A 19,422-nucleotide genomic window follows, 5' to 3' on the forward strand; every position below is an offset into this window, starting at 1 on the left:
TGACTCCCATGACTCCCATGACTCCCATGACTCCCATGACTTCCATGACTTCCATGACCTTCCATGACTTCCACGGCTCCCACGACTTCCACGGCTCCCATGGCTTCCACGACTTCCACGACTTCCATGGCTTCCACGACTTCCATGACTTCCATGACTTCCATGACCTTCCTTGACTTCCATGGCTTCCACGACTTCCACGACTTCCATGGCTTCCATGGCTTCCAATTGCCACTCCCGACGAGTTTCCGCCGCTCGATCCCCCTGACGCCCGCCGAACCTACCGCTCTCCGCTGTTGTTCCTGCGCAAATATTTATCCGCGGCAATACAAATAAGGGGACAATACCCGCAAACTGCTTGCGAATGTTGTCCCCCCTGGATCGTTTGCGTTCACTTCCACGCTTCACGAACGTCGTCCAATTTCAGGGCCGATTGCCGCTATAGCCGCAGCCGCCGCTTCGTTATTGGCGTTATCGCCGCCCGAAGCTTTTGTACATAAGGGCCAGCAAATAGGGCGTCCCGATCAAGGCGACGACCAGCCCGGCGGGAATTTCCTTCGGCGCGATCGCCACTCTCCCGATGACATCCGCGAGCAGTAGCATCAAGCCGCCGAGCAGAGCGGCCAGCGCGACGGATTTCCGCTGGTTTTGACCGACCAGCATCCGGGCGGCGTGAGGCGCCAGCAAGCCTATAAATCCGACCGTGCCGATACAGGATACGGCGATAGCCGCCAGAGCCACACCGACGCCGGCCGAGATCATACGGGTGCGCTGCAGCTTGAGGCCGAGCCCGAGCGATACCGGATCGCCGAAGGCGAGCAGATCGATTTTGCGTCCGAGCTGCCAGGCGAAGGGGACAAGCACGACGACTGCTGAGGCCAGCCACCAAAATTGCTCCCATCCCCGCCCGTACGTGCTGCCGGCCAGCCAAGCCAATGCGGGTGCGGCTCCCATCCCCGACTTGATGACGAGAAAATGGATCGTGGCCGAGCCGATTGCGGTAACCGCGATACCGACGAGCGTCAGCACGGTCGGATGGAGCGCTTTGCGCCAAGAGAGCGCGTAGACGATGATGGCGGCGGCAACCGCTCCTACGAAGGCCATTACGGGAAGCAGCGAGCCCGGAGCGGACGGCCAGACGACGAGCAGCAGAAGGGCGCCGACGCCTGCCCCTGACGTAACGCCGATGACGGACGGATCGGCTAGCGGATTGCGCACAGCCCCTTGGAGCATGACGCCCGACACGGCTAGCCCGGCCCCGGCCAGCATGGCGACCGCGAGTCGCGGCATCCGCATCTCCAGGATGATGTTCCTGTACATGTCCTGTCCGCCGCCGCTCAAGACGGCCAATACTTCGCCGACCGGAATTTTCAAACCGCCGGCGGCAAGTCCGATTACGACACCTGCTGCCAACAGCAAGCCAAGCAAGGCGAGCATGAGCCAATACGGTACCTTTTTCGGGGCGAAGCCGACGCTCATCGAGCTGGAGGCCTCCACGCTCCGCTGCTCCTTCGAACCCCGGACGGCAAGCCATATGAGCCAAGGCGCTCCGATAAAGGCGGTCACCGCTCCGGCGGGAAGCTCGCCGATCGTGCTGCGGAACAGCCGAGCGATCGTATCCGCACCCACAAGAACGATGGCGCCCCATAAGGCGCTAGCCGGAAGCAGCAGCCGGTGGCGGCGAAAGCCGATCAGCCTGACGAGGTGAGGGGCGATCAGGCCGACGAAGCCGATCGGCCCGACGACGCTTACCGTGACGCCGGCGAGCAGAATAGCGGCGGCCAGAGCGGTCATTCGCGCCGCGTCGACCTTTTGCCCGAGCGATTTCGCGGTATCGTCGCCCAGCTCCAGCATATCGAGCGTGCGGATGAACAGCAGCACGACGGCGGTTCCGGCCGCAATCCACGGCCAGGCATGAAGCACGCCTTTCCAGTCGTTTTGGACGAGCGAGCCGGAGCCCCACATGAACAAGCCGTTCGTTTCGTTCTCGAACAGCAGCTGCAGCGCGCTTGTGAAGGAGGAGAGCACCATCGTCACGATCATGCCGGACAACGCCATCCGAACCGGCGTCCCACGCGTTCCGCCAGCCATCAGGTACGCCATGGCGGCACCGCCGCATCCGCCGATCAGGGCGAGCAGAAGAGGGGCGGAGGAAATGAAGGACGGCATGAATACGGTTGCGGCGACGACAACGAAATACGCCCCGGAATTGATGCCGAACGTGCCCGCCGAAGCAAGCGGATTGCGGGTAATCGTTTGCAGCAATACGCCGGATACCGCAAGCGCCGCCCCGGCCAGCATGCCCATAACCGCACGCGGCAGGCGCATGCCGAGCACCAGATTATGCTGCAGACTGTCCTCGCGCGATAGGATCGCATCGATCACCGTTTTCACGGTAATGCTCGCTTCCCCTTGTGTAAGCGAAGCAAAAAGGAGGGCAGCCAGCGCTAGCAGGCCGCCCCCGAATACGAGAATGCTTTTCCAGCCGGTTCGATTGCGGCCTTGCAAAGCAGCGGGATCAGATTGTATTTTCATTTTGCGGTCAACAGGCTTACGGTTTTATCGACGATACTTTTGATCGAGAGCGGTCCGCCGAACAGCCACAAGTCGCCGCCCAAGGAATAAGTCCGATTTTCTTTGACGAAAGCGAGACCTTTCCATACGGCATTGTCCTTCAGCTGCTTCTCGAACACGTTGTCGTCGTTTTGAACGGAATACAGGAAATTCGCTTTTTGGACGGCGGGCAGCGACTCGACCGAAGCGGTAGCGAAGCCCTGCGATTCGAATTTTTCCGGTTTGTAGGCGTTTTTCAGACCGAGCTTGCCGTAAATTTGCGATACGGCCGAGTTTTCGGTGAACAGGCGGAGCACGGCGGCGTTCTGGTTGCTGAAAGCTTGCGTCAGGACGAATTCCGCGCCTTCCTTGCCTGCGGCCTTCAGCTTCGCTCTGGCGTCCTCGTACGTTTTGTCGAGATCCTTCAACACTTTGTCGGCTTCCGCGCTTTTGCCTACGATATCGGCCATCGTCTTCATGGCGTTGATCAAATGCGCGTACTGGTCCTTGGAATCTTCCTCCGAGTACGGATCGAAGACGATGGTCGGGGCGATCGCTTTCAGCTTGTCGTAGGACGTTTTCGCGCGGAGAGCGGTCGTTACGATCAGGTCCGGCTTCAGACTCGCGATAATTTCAAGATTCGGCTCCTGACGCGTACCTACGTCGACGACGCTGGCGGCCAGCTCCGGTTTCGCGCTGACCCATTTTTTGTACCCGGCCATATCGGCCATGCCGACCGGCTGAAGGCCCACGGCGAGCAAGTTTTCCGCATAGTTCCATTCGAGGATGACGATTTTGGAAGGCGTGCCCTTAATTTCGGTGGTCCCCATCGCGTGCTTGATCGTTTTCGTTGCGGGAGCGGTCGCGTTCGTACCGGAACCGCCCGCTGCTGGAGCGCCTTGTTTGCTGTCCGAAGCGGACGGAGACGGAGTAGCGGTAGAGCCGCATCCGGCCAATATCATAATGAATGCCAACATCAAAGTGATCGGTCTGAAAAGCTTATACATGGGCTGGGTTCCCCTTTTTTCCTATAGGTTCTCGATTGGCGAAGCGACGGATCAGAGCGCTCCTACTTTTTCTTTGACGGTTTCTCGTGCCGCATGCTGATTGTCCGCAGTCTTGTGATCGTAATGCACGACGTTGGAAGAAGCGGGGTCCTCATCGCCCGCCAAGCCGTAAGGCAAGCAAAGCGGCGTCCCTGTGCGCGGATCGGGTATGACATCGGCACGGATGCCGAATACTTCGCGCAGCATGTCGGGGTGGACGACTTCGTTCGGGCTGCCTTCATAGATGACCTCGCCATTTTTGATCGCCACGATATGATCCGCGTATTGGGTCGCGTGGTTCAAGTCGTGAACGACCATGACGATCGTCCGTCCTTCCTCCCGGTTGAGACGCTCGAGCAGCTTCAACACTTCGAGCTGGTGGGCCATATCGAGAAATGTCGTCGGCTCGTCGAGAAACAAAATATCCGTTCCTTGCGCGAGCGCCATCGCGATCCATGCCCGTTGACGCTGTCCGCCCGACATTTGCTCGATCGGACGATCCGAGAAGCCGGTCATGCCGGTTACCTGAAGCGCCCAGCCGACCATTTCCTTGTCTTCCTTGCTGAGCGATCCGAACCCCTTCTGGTGGGGAAAACGGCCGAATGAAACGAGTTCGCTTACCGTGAGTCCTTCGGGAGCCACCGGATTTTGCGGGAGGATGGCAAGCTGCTTCGCCACTTCCTTCGTCTGCATTTGATGAATCGACTTCCCGTCCAGAAAAACGCCGCCTTTCTGCGGCTTCATAATCCGGGCCATCGTTTTCAAAATAGTCGATTTCCCCGATCCGTTCGCTCCTACGAGCGCGGTAACTTTGCCGCCCGGAATCGATAGGTCGAGCTGATTGACTATTACTTTTTCCCCGTACGCGATATGCAGCTTCTCGGCGAATAAACGAGCCATTCCGCACACTCCCTTGTCTGTATTCAAGTCAGGCCGTCTTCGGCCGATTGTTGATAACGATTCTCAACATTTCACTACAAATGATAATGGTTATCACTTTCAAAGTCAATACAAAAATCGCGTAAACGGAACACAATTTGCGCGTGCGCATATAGCAAAACCGCTCCCGGGAATATCCCGGCGAGCGGTTTGCGGCGATAGCTTATTTTGTCTTTTGCTTCAGCGCCTCGATCTCTTTGTTTGCCGCTTCGTTCGCTTCTCTTAGCGCGGTGTTGATATCTTTCTTATTGACGATAACTTCCGTGAACGCCGCCGCGAATTTCCCGGATGCGATCGTATCGTATGGCGTGTAATCGCCGATAGGCGCCCGTTTCTCGGGGAACATGGCGGCGATGTTTTTCCCTTTGAACTTCTCCATCGATGCGCCGTATTGCTTAATGATATCTTTGTTGTTCAGAACGGTCGCTCTGCCCGCCTTCGTATTCTCCAGCTGGTATTCTTCCGATACGAGATAGGCGATGACATCGAAGGCCAGCTCTTTGTTTTTGCTGAGTGAAGCGATGGATAAATATGCCGGGTAGCTTTGAGGTCCCACTCCGGGAGCCTGCTCGTAGCTCGGCACCTTCACGACGTCCCATTTCATGTCGTCTGGAGGCGTACCGCCGCTGTAATTCGTATACATGGCCGCAACGCGCTCTTTCTCGAACATGGCCCTCATAGCCGCCACCGTCGAATTTTGGGCGGTCCAGTCCACGCCCGTAATTTGGAAAAATTGCGCGATGCTTTGCATGAACTTGGTCCAGTCATCGTTATCGATTTGCGCCTTGCCGGTTTTGGCATCGATATATTTCAGTCCGAGCTGATTAGTATTCGCTTGGGAGCCGGCCGCCGTTACATAGCCGACGTACTGGATTCCGCCTTCGTTGCGGGTCAGTCTTTTGGCCAGATCGTATACTTCCGTCCAGGTGATATTGTCTTTCGGATAAGGGACACCGAATTTGTCGAATAGCTCCTTGTTATAGAATAGCCCGGCCGAGGCGGTCCAGACCGGCAAAGAATTAATCGCTCCGTTGCCCATTTTGCGTTGAAAGTCGATCGCCGTCTGCTCGAATTTGCCCAAATCGAGCCCGCGCGACTTGATATAAGGCGTCATATCGACTTGAATGCCAAAGTCCCGGAACGTGTTGGCGTAGGCGATCGAGTCGAAAACGACATCGACCGTAGTGCCCGCCGTTATCAAATCGGCCATCGTCGAGCCTTTGCCGTTCGGGATGTATTTCACCGTCACATCGGGAAACTTTTTGCGGATCGCGTTCCCGTACATGGAGTCGAACGTTTTCTCGTCGATCGCTCCGCCTGCCGTGTACATCGTAATTTCTCTCGGGCCCGTATTGGCGGATTTCGCCGGAGCGGGTGTGGAAGTTCCTGTGGTGTCGGGGGAATTAGCGGCTTGCTGAGCGGTTCCTCCTCCGCATGCGGCGAATATTGTCGCCATTGACGTCAGGACAATTGCAAGACTTACCCTTTTCTTGATCACGGATGTGCAGCCTCCTCTGGGTATGAAACGCTTACATTAAATACAAGTATAGTATAGGTTTCTATGTATGAATTTTGTGTGAATTCAACCGGTTATATACCTGTTACTATTATAGTTCAAGTACTTTTCCGGGAGGTGCATGCATACTTTATTTATTGAATAGGCGAACCGGATAGTGCACTTTTGATGGACACAGCCTTCGGCAAGTTGATTTTGAGACGCATGTATGATCTGCATACGACACGGAGGTCTTTTGATGAGGCGTGTATACGTTGCGGTAAATAGAGGAGCCGTATTCCGTTATTGTCCGGAATTCCGTTTCACTCCTGAATATAACGGAACAGGCTTCCGTTGTTTCAATATTATCGGGGTGAAATTGATCGTGAACAGCGGGATAGAGGAACGAATTTCCGTTAATTATGCCGTCGACACGGATTCGGGTCCATAGCATACGCCAATTCCGCTATTTTATGAATTCGCGGTCTCGAAAGAGTCTGCAAAGGCGGACAGCCTTCACCGATTATGCGATACAGGCACTTCCTGGCATACAAAAAAGAACTCGATCCCGTTACGTTATTGGGCCGGCATTCTCGCAAATCGGGTTCGCGGTGCCTGTCAACGGGATAGAGTTCTTTTGTGTTCCTGATCCTAGCGCAATATCGAAGCTTGACGGGAAACCGATTCATTGCCGATTGTCAGCGTATATCCGCACTCCACTTCGCAAGAAAGCTCGAATTTGCCCGCATCCAGGTCATAGTCCAGGAAAGCTACTTTATCCGAACTGTCGAGTACGACGGAGAACGGCTTCGTGAACAAATAACCGCCGACCGTAAGACGGCCGCTTGAAGGGAGCGTAACCGGCGAGCGATGCCGTATCCGGTTCTCCTCGCTCTCCGACCTGACGACCGACATCATCTCGTCCGTCGCATTTCCCCAATGATCGCGCGTCCCGACGCCGGGCAGCTCGAGATAGCGGACGAGACCGCTTTTGCCGAGCTCCTCCGCTTTGGCGGCGAACAGGCGCGTGTGCTCCGCCGGAACGCGGATATCCGTCTCCCCGTGAGCCAAAAAGATCGGAGAAAGCAGGTTTCCGACAAGCGTCAAGCCGCTGCGCGAACGGTAGGCCATCGGATCGTCCGCGGGACTTGTGCCGATCCATACGTCCAACTCGTCGCGAAATTCGCCGATTTCATCGTTATTGTACCACAGCGCATAATCGGATATTCCGCACAAGGCCGTTGCCGCCGCGAAATAGTCCGGGAATTTGCCGACGATCGCCATCGAATTGCCGCCGCCGCCGCTTCCCGCTTCGAAATAAACGATGTCAGAATCGATAATATGCTCCGCGTAATGCTTCCGTACATACTCGATCGCATCGATGACGTCATAGAGCTCCCAACCGTTGCAGTCGGGGGAACCGTCGGAATGGGCGCGTCCGCGCATATCGACTTCGACCCGCAAATAATCGTTGCCTTGCTGGGGCTGATCCATGTGCACGAATTTGGGTATGCTCATATGCCAGCCGTGCGTGCCCGCGATAATGTAGGACGGCTTGGGAGGCTTAATAATGCGGGCGGCCAGCATGATCCCCGGCGTCCGCGTCGATTCGTAATAAATAAAATCGCAATATGGCGAAAATTGGTTCTCCTTCGCTTTCGTCCGCTTCTCCAGCCTGATGCTGTCCTCATATTGTTCGTAAGGCATAAACATAACCCTCCCGGCGTAGTAATCTCTTAGCTTTATTCTACACGGATGCCCGGGTCCACGCATTGGCAGACAGCAATCTTCACATGAAATTCATCGGCTCGAATGAGCATCCTCCGGGGGCCTGAATAGGGCTATTGCAGGTGATTATCCGGGAAAAAGCCGGAAATTCACAATAAATTAATCTTATTCGGCCCGGAAAGCGTTCTAACTCTCGAATTATGTCGTTTTCTTCACACCAATTTCACAGCTTGCTCTTTATAATAAAGTGTATGTTGCCATGTAACCGTTTTCTGTCAGCAAATCAATCGAGGGGGTAATCGGCTCATGTCCCGGATATTGTTCAATCACGTCTATAAGCAGTACGGCAAAGACAAGCTGAACGTCGTTAAAGACTTCAATCTGGAAATCGAAGACAAGGAGTTCGTCGTATTCGTCGGTCCTTCCGGCTGCGGCAAATCGACAACGCTCCGCATGATCGCGGGTTTGGAGGACATCAGCAAAGGCGAGATTTACATCAACAACGTTCTCGTCAACGATCTGCCTCCGAAAGACCGCGATATCGCGATGGTATTCCAAAACTATGCCTTGTATCCGAATATGTCCGTATATGAAAACATCGCGTTCGGCCTGCGGCTGCGCAAAATGCCCAAGCACGAAATCGATATCGCCGTCAAGCGGGCGTCGCGCGTCCTGGAAATCGAACCGTACCTCGAACGCAAGCCGAAGCAGCTCTCCGGCGGTCAACGTCAGCGCGTAGCGCTCGGCCGCGCAATCGTGCGCAACCCTGAAGTGTTTCTCATGGACGAGCCGCTGTCGAACCTTGACGCCAAGCTGCGGGTGCAGATGCGCTCCGAGCTGATCCGGCTGCACAAGCAGCTCGAAGTAACGACGATATACGTAACCCATGATCAGACCGAAGCGATGACGATGGCGAACCGGATCGTGGTCATGAAGGACGGCATCATCCAGCAGGTGGACACTCCAGAGGAAGTATACAACAATCCGACGAATACTTTCGTAGCAAGCTTTATCGGTTCGCCGCCGATGAATTTCATCGAAGGCAGGCTCGAAGAGCACGGAGGCAAGCTGGAATTCCACACGAACCGTTTCGCTCTCGAAATTCCCCAAGGCAAAGCGAAGGCGCTCATCGCCAAACGGTTGGTCAACAAGGTTGTAACGCTCGGTATCCGCCCGGAAAACATCAGCGTCGACCAAATCGTATTCGACGCTTTCCCGAACGCCGTCATGAACGGCATTCATAAATTCAACGAATTGATGGGAGCCGACCGGTTCCTGCATCTCGATGTCGGAGCGCCCAATTTGCTGGTCGTCCGTACAAGCCCGCGCAATTTCTACAATGACGAGATGAAAATTTCGGTGGCCGTCGACATGCACAAAGCGCTGTTCTTCGACCGGGATAGCGGAGAACGTCTTATCGACCTTTAAAGAAGAAAGGAGGATCCCCATTGCAACGTCGCCGAAACAACAATAAACGCGCCGCCGTAGCCGTCGTGCTGGCCGCTTCGGTCTTGCTCGGCTCGGGCATCGTCGCTCCGGATGCGGGGAAAGCGGTTCACGCGGCCAATGCGACAACGACGCAAGCCCCGGCCGCATCTTCGACTTCATCCTCGTCGTCGGGCGCGCCGCTCATGTCCGCCGGTTTGTCCACGAATTTCGAGCCGTTTTTCACCCAGACGCTCGCGGAATGGACGAAGAAAAACTATGCCAACGCCACCAGCACTTACCGGATAACCGGTGCCGATTTTTCCTCGCAATCCCACCAGCTGGCCCAAGCCGGATCCTACCAAGGAAAAGACCGCGTCCTGCTCTGGAAGAGCGACCGCGAAAACTGGGTCGAGTACAAGGTCCGCGTGGACAAGGAAGGTTTGTATCAATTCAATTTGCAATATTACCCTTATAGCGCTACGCAGGAGTCTCAATTGAACCGCAGGCCGGTCATGCTGGCGGTCACGATCGACGGCAACTATCCGTTCCGCGAGGCGAGAGCGGTTCCTTTCCGCAGGCTGTTCAAGGATGATTTGCCGGTCAAGCGGGACGAGAAGGGCGACGATATCCGCCCGAGGTCGCTCGGCGTAGAGCGCTGGATCGACGAGCCTTTCCGCGATTCCGCGAACGCCTACAACGATCCTCTGAAATGGTACTTGTCCGCAGGCGAGCATACGATCCGGCTGTCCGGCAGCGAAGCGATCGCGATCAGTCAGATCACTCTTTCCCCGCCCGAGACGTATGTCGATTACAAAACGTACGCCTCGAAGCTTCCGTCCGGTCAAGCGGCATCCGCCAAAACGATCTCGATCCAGGCCGAGGAGATGACGACCAAAAACGACGCCGCCATCCAGATGGCTGTCGACAAGGACGCTTTATCGATGCCGGAGGCGGGCAAGCACGAGACGTTCAATACGGTGGGCGGTACGCGCTGGCAGACCGGAGGACAAACGATCACGTGGTCGTTCAACGTCCCGGAGAGCGGCCGTTACCAAATATCGATGAGGTCGAAGCAAAATACGATTTCGAACATGTCCAGCTTCCGGACGATTGCGATCGACGGCAAAGTTCCGTTCCAGGAGCTGACCGCATACCAATTTCATTACGATCCGAATTGGAAAGGCGTCACATTATCGGATGCGGAAGCGAAGCCGTACGAGTTTTATTTCGAGAAGGGCGATCACACGTTGACGATGACGGCTACGACAGGTCCTTTCCAGCCGATCATCATCGAATCGGAAGTGGCGACCAGCCAATTGCGCGAGCTGACAGCCGAATTGAAGGCGCTCACCGGCAACGTGGTCGACAAAAACCGGACATGGAAAATTACCGAGGATTTCCCGGAGCTGCCGAAACGGCTCGAGACGATCCGCGATCAAATGAAAGTAATGGCCGACGATATGCTGAAGGCGAACGGAATTCGCGAGAATGTCGCGCAGATTCTTCTGAACGCGGTAAAGGATATCGAGAGCTACCTCCGATATCCGAACGAAATTCCATATTATATGGACGATATCTCGAGCTTGCAGACGAAAATCGGTGCGATTCGCGAAACGCTGATCAAAGCTCCGCTGCTGCTTGATCAGATTCATATCGTTCCGGTCGGTACGAACCCTCCGAAGATGGAGGCGAATTTTCTCCAAAAAACAAAAACCGGTATTTTAAACTTTTTCCGATCCTTTAGCAAAAAGGAAGACTTGACCGATTTGGAGGAAGGTTCCCTCAACGTTTGGGTCAATCGCGGTCGCGACTGGGTCAACCTGCTGCAGGAGCTATCGAACGAGATGTTTACGCCGCAGACAGGCATCAAGGTTAAAGTCAGCCTGCTGCCGGACGAAAACTTGCTCATCTATGCTAACGCAGCCGGCATATCCCCGGATATCGCGCTGGGGCAGCCTCAAGACAAATCGATCGACTTCGCTATGCGGAACGCGCTTTACGATTTAAGCAAATTCCCGGATTTCAAGCAAGTCTCCGACCAGTTCGCTCCGGGTGCTCTGTTGCCTTTCTACTACAATAAGGGCTATTACGCGCTTCCGGAACAGCAGTCGTTCAAAGTGCTATTTTACCGCAAAGACATTTTGGAGCGGCTTAACCTGAAAATTCCGGATACATGGGATGACGTATACAATATGCTGCCTACCTTGCAGCAGAACGGTTACAATTTCTATGTGCCGCCGACCGATTTTATTACGTTCGTATACCAGAATCGGGCTGAATTTTTCACCAAGGACGGAATGAGCACGGCTCTGAATTCGCCTGAATCGTTCCAAGGGTTCAAGCAATGGACCGATTTGTTCAACATTTACGATTTGGACAAAGGAAATCCGAACTTTTACGAGCATTTCCGCAGAGGCAACATGCCGATCGGGGTAGCCGATTACAACACGTACGTCACGATGTCTGCAGCGGCACCGGAGTTGACCGGCTGGTGGGGAATCGCGCCGCTGCCGGGCATTAAAAATTCGAGCGGCGTCGTCGAGCGCTGGTCGTCGGGCGGACAAACGACAGGATTTATTTACGAAAGCTCGGAGAAGAAAGATGCGGCATGGCAGTTCCTGAAATGGCTCGTATCCGCAGACGTGCAGGCGCGCTACGGCAACGATCTCGAATCGTTCAACGGCATCACGTTCCGCTGGAATACGGCCAATATCGAAGCGTTCACCAAACTGCCGTGGCCGAGGGACGATATGAAGGTTATTTTGGAACAGTGGAAATGGTACAAAGAAATGCCAAACCCGCCGGGCGCCTACTTCGTTGGACGTGAATTGAACAATGCATGGAATCGTACGGTCGTTGACGGTATGAATTACCGAGAATCGCTCGAGGAAGCGATCGTCAACATCGACCGGGAGATGGTGCGCAAGGAGCAGGAGTTCGGCTTCGTAGCACCGGACGGAACCGTGCTGCATACGCTTGATTTGCCTCAAGTGACGAAGCCGTGGGAAGGAGTTGACCGATTTGTCCCGAAGTAATGCCGGAATCGCTGTAACAGCCAATGAAAACCGTAAACCAGGAATCGGCGCTCGCATGAACACCTTTTGGAAACTGGTCTGGTCGTACCGACTGTCTTATCTGTTCATCGCACCTTTCGTCATCTGCTTTACGCTGTTCATTTTCATTCCCGTTCTGCTGGCCGCTCTGCTCAGCTTTACGTACTTCAATGCATTGGAGCCGTACCGCTTCGTAGGCTGGCAAAACTATTTATATCTGATGTCGCAAGATTTGATCTTCCTGAAAAACGCCTTGCCGAACACGATCAAATTCGCTCTGGCCGTCGGACCGGGTGGATATATCGCTTCGTTTATATTGGCTTGGCTCATTGCACAGCTGCCGAATTACTCACGGACGCTGTACGCGCTAGTTTTTTACAGCCCTTCGCTTGCGGCGGGCGCAGCCATGACAGTTATATGGCTGCCCCTTCTCTCGGGGGACCGGATCGGTCACTTGAACAACTTCCTGCTCAATCTCGGCGTGATCGAGAAGCCGGTACTGTGGGTTACCGATCCCAAGCTGCTTATGGGTTCGATGATCACGCTCACATTATGGTCGAGTATGGGCGTCGGCTTCTTGGCCCAGCTTGCCGGCGTACTCGGCGTCAATAGGGAATTGTACGAAGCGGGACGGATCGACGGCATCAAGAGCCGCCTGCAGGAAATTTGGTACATCACGATTCCGTCGATGAAACCGCAAATGTTGTTCAGCGCCGTCATGGCGATCGTGGGAGCGTTCAAGGCGGGGGAAATCGGGCAGTCCTTGTCCGGCCAATTCCCGACTCCCCAGTATTCGGGGCACGTCTTGATGAGCCATATTCAAGACTACGGGGATGTCCGGTTCGAGATGGGTTACGCTTCGGCCATATCGGTATTCCTGCTTGTCATGATGTTCATGGCCAACAAATTCAGTCATAAGCTTTTCGGATCGCGGGGTGACGAATAATGGCAAGTACCGCCGCCACGAGTCGGTTTTCGCGCATGTTATCGTCTGTCGGGCTGCGCAGAAACAGGCTGAACAAAATAGACGGCTTTCAGAAAGTGCTTTATGTGCTGCTTACGCTAATCGGCTTGTTCATGGTAGTACCGATCGTATTTCTATTCACGAATGCGCTCAAGCCGGTGCAGGAATTGTTTATTTTTCCTCCGCGCATTTACGTAGAGGATCCGACGTTGCAAAACTTCAAGGATTTGTTTTTGCTGACGGCCAACTCGGTCGTACCGGCAACCCGATATTTGTTCAACAGTATCGTCGTCACGACGCTTACGGTTGTCGGGGTCGTCATGGTAAGCGCCTTGTGCGCCTACCCGCTCGCCAAGCACAAGTTTCCCGGACGCGACCTGCTGTTCGCGACACTTTTGCTGTCGCTTATGTTCGCTGCCGAGACGGTCAATATTCCTCGCTATTTGGTCGTATCGAATCTTGGCATCATGAATACGTATTTGGGCCATATATTGCCGCATTTGGCGGCTCCGGTCAGCGTGTTCCTGATGAGGCAGTTCGTGGACCAGGGCGTTCCGAACGAGCTGCTGGAAGCGGCCAAGGTGGATGGCGCCCGCGAGCTTACCGTCTTCTTCCGGATCGTAATTCCGCTCATTATGCCGGCCGTTGCGACAGTCGCCATCTTGACGTTCCAGAGCGCATGGACCGATCTTACGACTTCCAGATTGTTTATGCAGGATGAGTCGATGAAGACGTTCCCGTTCTTCATGAATACATTCGTTACCGGCGGAGCTACGGGTATCGCGAGACAAGGCGTAATGGCTGCTTCAGGGCTAGTGCTGTTCCTGCCGAACTTGCTGTTCTTCCTGTTCTTCCAACGCAAAGTTATCGCCACGATGGCGCATTCGGGTATCAAATAAGGACTAGACAGATTGGGAGGTCTGACCATGAAATCGAGAAAAACCGGGCGGATCCTGCTGCTGCTCGTCCTGATGATGGCCGCAGTGGCATCCATGCCGCTGTCCGCATTCGCGGAAGTGCCTTACTGGACGAACTCGAAAGAGAAGCAGGGACGCCTCATATGGACGCAGCCGGCTTATACGCCCGAAGGGATATTCGGCAAAGAGCTGACGATTCCGAACAAAGACAAGCCGGGAGAAACAAGCCCGTCGCCGCTGCAAAATCCGAAAGATTTGTTTATCGACAAAAACGACCATATTTACGTAGCCGATACCGGCAACAACCGGATCGTCCAGTTCGACCAGAACGGAACGTTCGTCCGCTACATCACGACGGAAGGCGGAGGAAAGCCGTTCAATAAGCCGGAGGGCGTATTCGTCACCGACGATCTGGATATCTACGTAGCCGACACGGGCAACAAGCGGGTCGTTCGTCTGGACAAAGACGGCAAATATATCCGGCAGTTTGAAAAACCGAATTCGAGGTACATTCCGGAGGCGTTCAAATACGATCCGACGAGACTCGTCGTCGACAAGCGGGGCTTTCTGTACATCGCCGTACTCGGCGGCTATCAAGGGCTTCTCCAGCTTGATCCGGACGGCAACTTCCAGAGCTTCTACGGCGCGAACAAAACGATTTTCTCGCCGCTCGACGCGATGAAGCGGATGTTGTATACGAAGGAAATGTACGCCAATGAAATCAGCAAGCTTCCCGGGGCGATCAGCAGCGTCGCCGTCGACAACGACGGTTTCATGTACACGACGACGGCCGGTCAAGGGATCAAAAGCGAGCAGATCAAGAAGCTCAGCATCAAAGGCTTGAACATGCTGGAAAGCATGACATTCGGCGAAATACGGCGGTTCGATGTCCGGTTCGCCACAGGCGGACAAGTAACGCCGCAATTGATCGATTTGACGATCGACTCGAATGGCAACGTTACCGCTATCGACTCTTCTTACAAATATATTAACCAGTACGACGCCAACGGCAATCTGCTGTTCTTCTGGGCAGGCCCGTCATCGGCCAACACGACGCAGCTCGGCCTGATGAAAAATCCGGTCGCCGTCGATGCGAACTCCCGCAACGACTTGTACTTGCTGGACGGTCAAGAGGGCGTTATCCAGCTGTTCCGATTGTCCGAATTCGGAGCCAAGGTAAACGAGGCGAACAAGCTGACGCTGCAAGGACGTTACGAGGAAAGCGAGAAGCATTGGCGCGAAGTGCTGCGCTTGAACGAAAACTTCTCGCCGGCGATTCTCGGTTTGGCGAAAGCGGCCTACAAGCAAGGCAATTATCAAGAGGCGCTGGAGCTGTTCAAGCGTGGCGACGATCATAAAGGGTATTCGGATGCTTTCTGGCAAATTCGTCTGCAATGGTTCCAAAGCCATTTCTCGCTGCTTGCTTCCATCGTCGTCATCGCCGCTATTCTGTACGCAGTCGTCGAGAAAACGACTCGCAAGACGAAGTGGCGGAAAGCTTGGCGCAACCGAGTACGGTCCAAGAAAGAATTCATCACGCAATTCAAGCACATGTTCTATTTGCTGAAGCATCCGATCGACGGCTTCTCGGCGCTCCGCTACGAGCAAAAGGGCGGTTACCTGAGCGCCATCATCCTGCTGATCGGAGCCTACGCGGCGATCGTCATCATGAGATTGTTTACGAGCTTCTCGTTCAACATGGTAGAAATTCGCAGAGTCAATATTATCGCGATTTTGCTGCAATTCCTGCTGATCTGGCTCGGCTGGGTCATCTCCAACTACTTGGTCAGCTCGATCTATCGCGGGGAAGGCCGCTTCAAGGACGTATTCGTCGGCAGCGCCTATGCGCTGATCCCGGTTATTCTAATCGGAATTCCGCTGGCGATTATTTCCAACGTGATGACCACATCCGAATTGGCGATATACGATTTCCTCGAGAATGTATTGTATATTTGGACCGCGGCGATGATATTCTGGAAAATCCAGTCGCTCCAAAACTACTCGGTCGGCGAAACGATCGTCAATATTATTCTCACGCTCGTAGCCTTCATGACGCTTGCCATTCTGGCGCTCGTCGTACTGGGCTTGAGCAGTGATTTGAAAGACTTCATTTACGAGGTGTATCAGGAGGTGAGATTGCGATGAAGCTGCTCAAGCGAGTACCGATCAAATATTGGATATGGGCTGCTTTAATCATTGCTCTGCTCCTGTATGTCACGCTTCGACTCGATATAAGCACGCTCGACCGGGGGGCAGCCACCGCGGTCGCCCAGGCGAACGTGGGAGCCGTGAAGGTCGAGAAAGGGCTGGCCGAACTGCCGAACGAAGCCGACTTCAAGACGGTCGCCCAATCGGGAGAGCTCGAGCTGAAGCTGGATGCCAAGACGGGCCACTTCAATGTGCTGGATAAACGCAACGGCAACATTTGGCGGTCGTATCCCGATCCGGAAAGATGGTCGAAGGAAACCCAGGAAGGGATCTGGAGAACGCATCTTCGCTCCCCCGTCATGCTGCGCTATATCGACCTGACGGGGAAAGTAACGCAGCCGAAGGAAACGAATTTGCTCGAGGAGCAAGGCAAAATCATCGACGTCGCTTCGATCGACGGAGGCTTCAAGCTTACGTTCGATATGCCGTCGAAGCAGTTTACGATTCCGATCGAGGTCAAAGTCGAGAAAGATTCGATCGTAACGAGAATTATCGATTCCGGTATTAAGGAAGGCTCCTTGAGCCTGATCTGGATTCGTTTGTACCCGTTCCTCGGTGCGGACCATTCATACGGTCAAGAAGGCTACTTGTTCATTCCGGACGGTTCCGGCGCGTTGATTCCATACAGGGAACACAACACGAACGTCAACCGGATTTATCAGGAGCCGGTCTACGGAACGGACGTATCGTTCAAAGCAAACGACGATCCGCAGTCGCGCAATCCGATCATGATGCCGGTATTCGGCGCCAAATCTGGCGACAAAGGCTTCCTGACGATTATCGAGGACGGAGCCGAGATGACCGATGTCGTCGCTTCGCCGTCGGGCGTATTCAGCGGCTACAACTGGATAACGGCCCAGCAAAATTACCGTTCGACTTACAAGCAAGTAACGAATGAGCAGAAAAACCGCTTCTTCATCACTTACAACAAAAAAGAACGGTTCACGGGTGACCGCTCCGTTCGTTACGTTATGCTCGACAAGCCGAAAGCGAACTATGTGGGCATGGGCGAGCGTTACCGTCAATATTTGATGGATGCGCATAAGATGCAGCCGTTGAAGCCGAAGAACAGCACCAAGTTGCCGATGTCGGTCAGCCTCGTAGGAGCGGAGCGCGAGAACGGGTTGATTACGGACCGCTACTTGAAGGCGACGACGACCGCGGACGCAATGAAAATCGTACAGCGTCTATACGGTCTCGGCGTCGACAATATGACCGTCAACTATATGGGCTGGGCAAAAGGCGGCTATAGCGACTACGGGGCCCCATTGCCGGTAGACAGCCGACTCGGCGGCGACAAAGGGATGAAGCAATTCATCGACTTCGCCCATACGCTCGACATTCCGGTCTATCTGGACACGAACTACATGTTCAACAACACCAATGCCGGAAGCTACAACAAACGGCAAAACGGCCTGCGCGACTTGGGCGGTACGGTGCTCAAAAGTATTGTCAGTCTCGGTCATATCGAAAAAGTGCTGACCAAAGACATTTCTTATTACAACGAGTTGGGCGCTGACGGAATTACGCTCGGCACGGTCGGCTTCAGCCCGGTCGAAGGCCTGGGACGCTCCGTCAACAGCGACTACAACACGAATTATCCGCTTAGCCGCGAGGAAAGCCGGAAAAAGCAGCAAGAGCTGCTGCAAAAAGTGAAGGACGCCGATCTCGACATCCGGGGCAATCGTTCAAGCATTTTCGCCGTTCCGTATATGAGCACGGTAGAGTCGCTGATCGACGATTATTCGTATGACTCGTTCTCGGAAACCTCGATTCCGTTTATCCAGATCGCTCTTCACGGACTCGTGAATTACACGTCCTCGTTCATTAACGAGCGCGACGAATACCAGAAGCAATTTTTGCGCGACTTGGAATACGGCTCGGCCCCTTCGTTCGTCTTCATCTACGAGAATGCCGAAGATTTCAAGAATGCCAACGAGCTTCACCTGTACAGCCCGGACTTCCGCAGCTGGGAGACGCAGGCGGTACAAGAGTACCAGCGCTTGAACGAAGCGCTCGGCGACGTCCAGAACAAATTTATCGTAAACCACCGTCAGCTGGCGCCTGAAGTGAAGGAAACGACTTACCAAGGCGGCAAACGCATTATCGTCAACTATGGCCCAACAACGTATTCGAGCGGCGGCATAACCGTGAAGCCGTTGGATTACTTGATCGTGAAAGGAGGAACGGCACCATGACGACTAAAAAAAGCAAGCTTTCGGGTCAAACGATCCGAAAGCTGGAAGGCTCGCTGTTCATAGCCCCGTGGGCCATCGGATTTTTCGCGTTCATGGCGTTCCCGCTCGGTTATTCGCTCTACATGAGCTTCCATCAAGTGCGGATATTGGGTACCGGTATCGAGATTACGGCGGTCGGCTTGAAGCATTACAAGTACATTTTGCTCGAAAACGGCGCGATTTTGTACAACTCGCTGTTTCCTTTCCTGCGACAGTCGGTCATCATGATTCCGATTATATTAATATTCTCGCTGCTGGTCGCGATTATGCTCAATCAGAAGTTTCCCGGACGCGCATTGTTCCGCTCGATCTTCTTCCTGCCCGTTATTTTCACTACCGGGCAGGTTGTGCGGGAATTTATGACACAGGGCGAAGGCGATCTCGGCTTTATCGCGCGGTATAACATCACATCGCTAATATCCCAAAACCTGACCTCATCGTGGGCAGGCCCGATCGTTACCGTTATGGGCTCGTTCGTTCTGATTTTATGGTATTCCGGGGTGCAGATTTTGATTTTCTTGGCGGGACGCCAAACGATCGGCAGTTCGGTTTACGAGGCTGCGAGAATCGACGGCGCGACTCCGTGGGAAGTGTTTTGGAAAATTACGCTCCCGGGTATGACGCCATTTATTTTGCTTAACCTGATATACACGACGGTCGATTTGTTCACGTTCCCGACGAACCCGATATTGTCCCAGGTAAACAGCAGCAACTACGGACAGTCAAGCGCGCTTGCGTGGATCTATTTTGTCATCATCCTTGTATTCCTCGGGATCACGTTGTGGGTTTTCCAGAGAGTGCAGAAGGCATCTGGCTTGGGTGCCCGCTAAATTCATCGGTCGCTTCCCAGAGTC

13 protein-coding genes are annotated in these 19,422 nt (G+C 54.2%); 7 read left to right on the top strand and 6 right to left on the bottom strand.

The features are described 5' to 3' along the window. The 6 genes from FE784_RS42835 to FE784_RS13460 form a co-directional block, all read right to left on the bottom strand. On the bottom strand, positions 1 to 219 hold a 219-nt coding region (locus FE784_RS42835), incomplete at its 3' end, for a hypothetical protein (protein ID WP_425465546.1). Positions 220 to 471: 252 nt separating this feature from the next. Continuing rightward, entirely contained in the window at positions 472 to 2,535 is a 2,064-nt protein-coding gene (gene fhuB / locus FE784_RS13440) for a Fe(3+)-hydroxamate ABC transporter permease FhuB (RefSeq protein ID WP_139602719.1), read from the bottom strand. Next, positions 2,532 to 3,560: an ABC transporter substrate-binding protein gene (locus FE784_RS13445; protein ID WP_176706192.1), complete on the bottom strand. Its 1,029-nt coding sequence runs from the start codon at positions 3,558 to 3,560 to the stop codon at positions 2,532 to 2,534. The genes fhuB and FE784_RS13445 overlap by 4 nt, the downstream gene beginning before the upstream one ends. Before the next feature lie 51 nt (positions 3,561 to 3,611). Next, entirely contained in the window at positions 3,612 to 4,499 is an 888-nt protein-coding gene (locus FE784_RS13450; protein ID WP_139602720.1) for an ABC transporter ATP-binding protein, read from the bottom strand. 202 nt (positions 4,500 to 4,701) lie between these two features. Then, positions 4,702 to 6,036 carry an ABC transporter substrate-binding protein gene (locus FE784_RS13455; RefSeq protein ID WP_139602721.1) on the bottom strand — a complete coding sequence of 445 codons (1,335 nt, stop codon included), beginning with the start codon at positions 6,034 to 6,036 and terminating at the stop codon, positions 4,702 to 4,704. A 648-nt stretch (positions 6,037 to 6,684) separates the two neighbouring features. After that, on the bottom strand, positions 6,685 to 7,740 hold the full coding sequence (locus tag FE784_RS13460) for an alpha/beta hydrolase family protein (protein WP_176706193.1): 1,056 nt from the start codon (positions 7,738 to 7,740) through the stop codon (positions 6,685 to 6,687). A gap of 327 nt (positions 7,741 to 8,067) precedes the next feature. On the opposite strand from FE784_RS13460, the gene FE784_RS13465 reads away from it, so the two are divergent. From FE784_RS13465 to FE784_RS13495, 7 genes are read left to right on the top strand one after another with little or no spacing between them, the layout of a single operon-like run. Further along, positions 8,068 to 9,189 (top strand): ABC transporter ATP-binding protein, encoded by a 1,122-nt coding sequence (locus FE784_RS13465; RefSeq protein WP_139602723.1) that lies wholly within the window; start codon positions 8,068 to 8,070, stop codon positions 9,187 to 9,189. 20 nt (positions 9,190 to 9,209) lie between these two features. After that, positions 9,210 to 12,224, top strand: coding sequence for an extracellular solute-binding protein (locus FE784_RS13470; RefSeq protein ID WP_139602724.1), 3,015 nt, complete (start codon positions 9,210 to 9,212; stop codon positions 12,222 to 12,224). A gap of 55 nt (positions 12,225 to 12,279) precedes the next feature. Then, positions 12,280 to 13,188 carry a carbohydrate ABC transporter permease gene (locus tag FE784_RS13475; RefSeq protein WP_246132015.1) on the top strand — a complete coding sequence of 303 codons (909 nt, stop codon included), beginning with the start codon at positions 12,280 to 12,282 and terminating at the stop codon, positions 13,186 to 13,188. Next, positions 13,188 to 14,105: a carbohydrate ABC transporter permease gene (locus FE784_RS13480; RefSeq protein ID WP_139602726.1), complete on the top strand. Its 918-nt coding sequence runs from the start codon at positions 13,188 to 13,190 to the stop codon at positions 14,103 to 14,105. The genes FE784_RS13475 and FE784_RS13480 overlap by 1 nt, the downstream gene beginning before the upstream one ends. A 27-nt stretch (positions 14,106 to 14,132) precedes the next feature. Beyond that, a complete protein-coding gene (locus tag FE784_RS13485; protein WP_139602727.1) occupies positions 14,133 to 16,268 on the top strand; it encodes a YIP1 family protein in 2,136 nt (711 codons plus the stop codon). Next, positions 16,265 to 18,529 carry a DUF5696 domain-containing protein gene (locus FE784_RS13490; RefSeq protein ID WP_139602728.1) on the top strand — a complete coding sequence of 755 codons (2,265 nt, stop codon included), beginning with the start codon at positions 16,265 to 16,267 and terminating at the stop codon, positions 18,527 to 18,529. The genes FE784_RS13485 and FE784_RS13490 overlap by 4 nt, the downstream gene beginning before the upstream one ends. Beyond that, positions 18,526 to 19,398 carry a carbohydrate ABC transporter permease gene (locus FE784_RS13495; protein WP_139602729.1) on the top strand — a complete coding sequence of 291 codons (873 nt, stop codon included), beginning with the start codon at positions 18,526 to 18,528 and terminating at the stop codon, positions 19,396 to 19,398. The genes FE784_RS13490 and FE784_RS13495 overlap by 4 nt, the downstream gene beginning before the upstream one ends. Positions 19,399 to 19,422 lie beyond the last annotated feature (24 nt).

The sequence above is a fragment of the Paenibacillus hemerocallicola genome, assembly GCF_006265175.1.
In the GTDB taxonomy this organism is placed as follows: Bacteria; Bacillota; Bacilli; order Paenibacillales; family NBRC-103111; genus Paenibacillus_AB; species Paenibacillus_AB hemerocallicola.

What these genes read in the sequence shown, in the direction of transcription:
- FE784_RS13490 (WP_139602728.1), top strand. Translation starts at nt 16,265, where the DNA reads ATGAAGCTGCTCAAGCGAGTACCGATCAAATATTGGATATGGGCTGCT.
- FE784_RS13465 (WP_139602723.1), top strand. Translation starts at nt 8,068, where the DNA reads ATGTCCCGGATATTGTTCAATCACGTCTATAAGCAGTACGGCAAAGAC.
- FE784_RS13475 (WP_246132015.1), top strand. Translation starts at nt 12,280, where the DNA reads ATGAACACCTTTTGGAAACTGGTCTGGTCGTACCGACTGTCTTATCTG.
- FE784_RS13445 (WP_176706192.1), bottom strand. Translation starts at nt 3,560, where the DNA reads ATGTATAAGCTTTTCAGACCGATCACTTTGATGTTGGCATTCATTATG.
- FE784_RS13495 (WP_139602729.1), top strand. Translation starts at nt 18,526, where the DNA reads ATGACGACTAAAAAAAGCAAGCTTTCGGGTCAAACGATCCGAAAGCTG.
- FE784_RS13460 (WP_176706193.1), bottom strand. Translation starts at nt 7,740, where the DNA reads ATGCCTTACGAACAATATGAGGACAGCATCAGGCTGGAGAAGCGGACG.
- FE784_RS13480 (WP_139602726.1), top strand. Translation starts at nt 13,188, where the DNA reads ATGGCAAGTACCGCCGCCACGAGTCGGTTTTCGCGCATGTTATCGTCT.
- fhuB (WP_139602719.1), bottom strand. Translation starts at nt 2,535, where the DNA reads ATGAAAATACAATCTGATCCCGCTGCTTTGCAAGGCCGCAATCGAACC.
- FE784_RS13450 (WP_139602720.1), bottom strand. Translation starts at nt 4,499, where the DNA reads ATGGCTCGTTTATTCGCCGAGAAGCTGCATATCGCGTACGGGGAAAAA.
- FE784_RS13485 (WP_139602727.1), top strand. Translation starts at nt 14,133, where the DNA reads ATGAAATCGAGAAAAACCGGGCGGATCCTGCTGCTGCTCGTCCTGATG.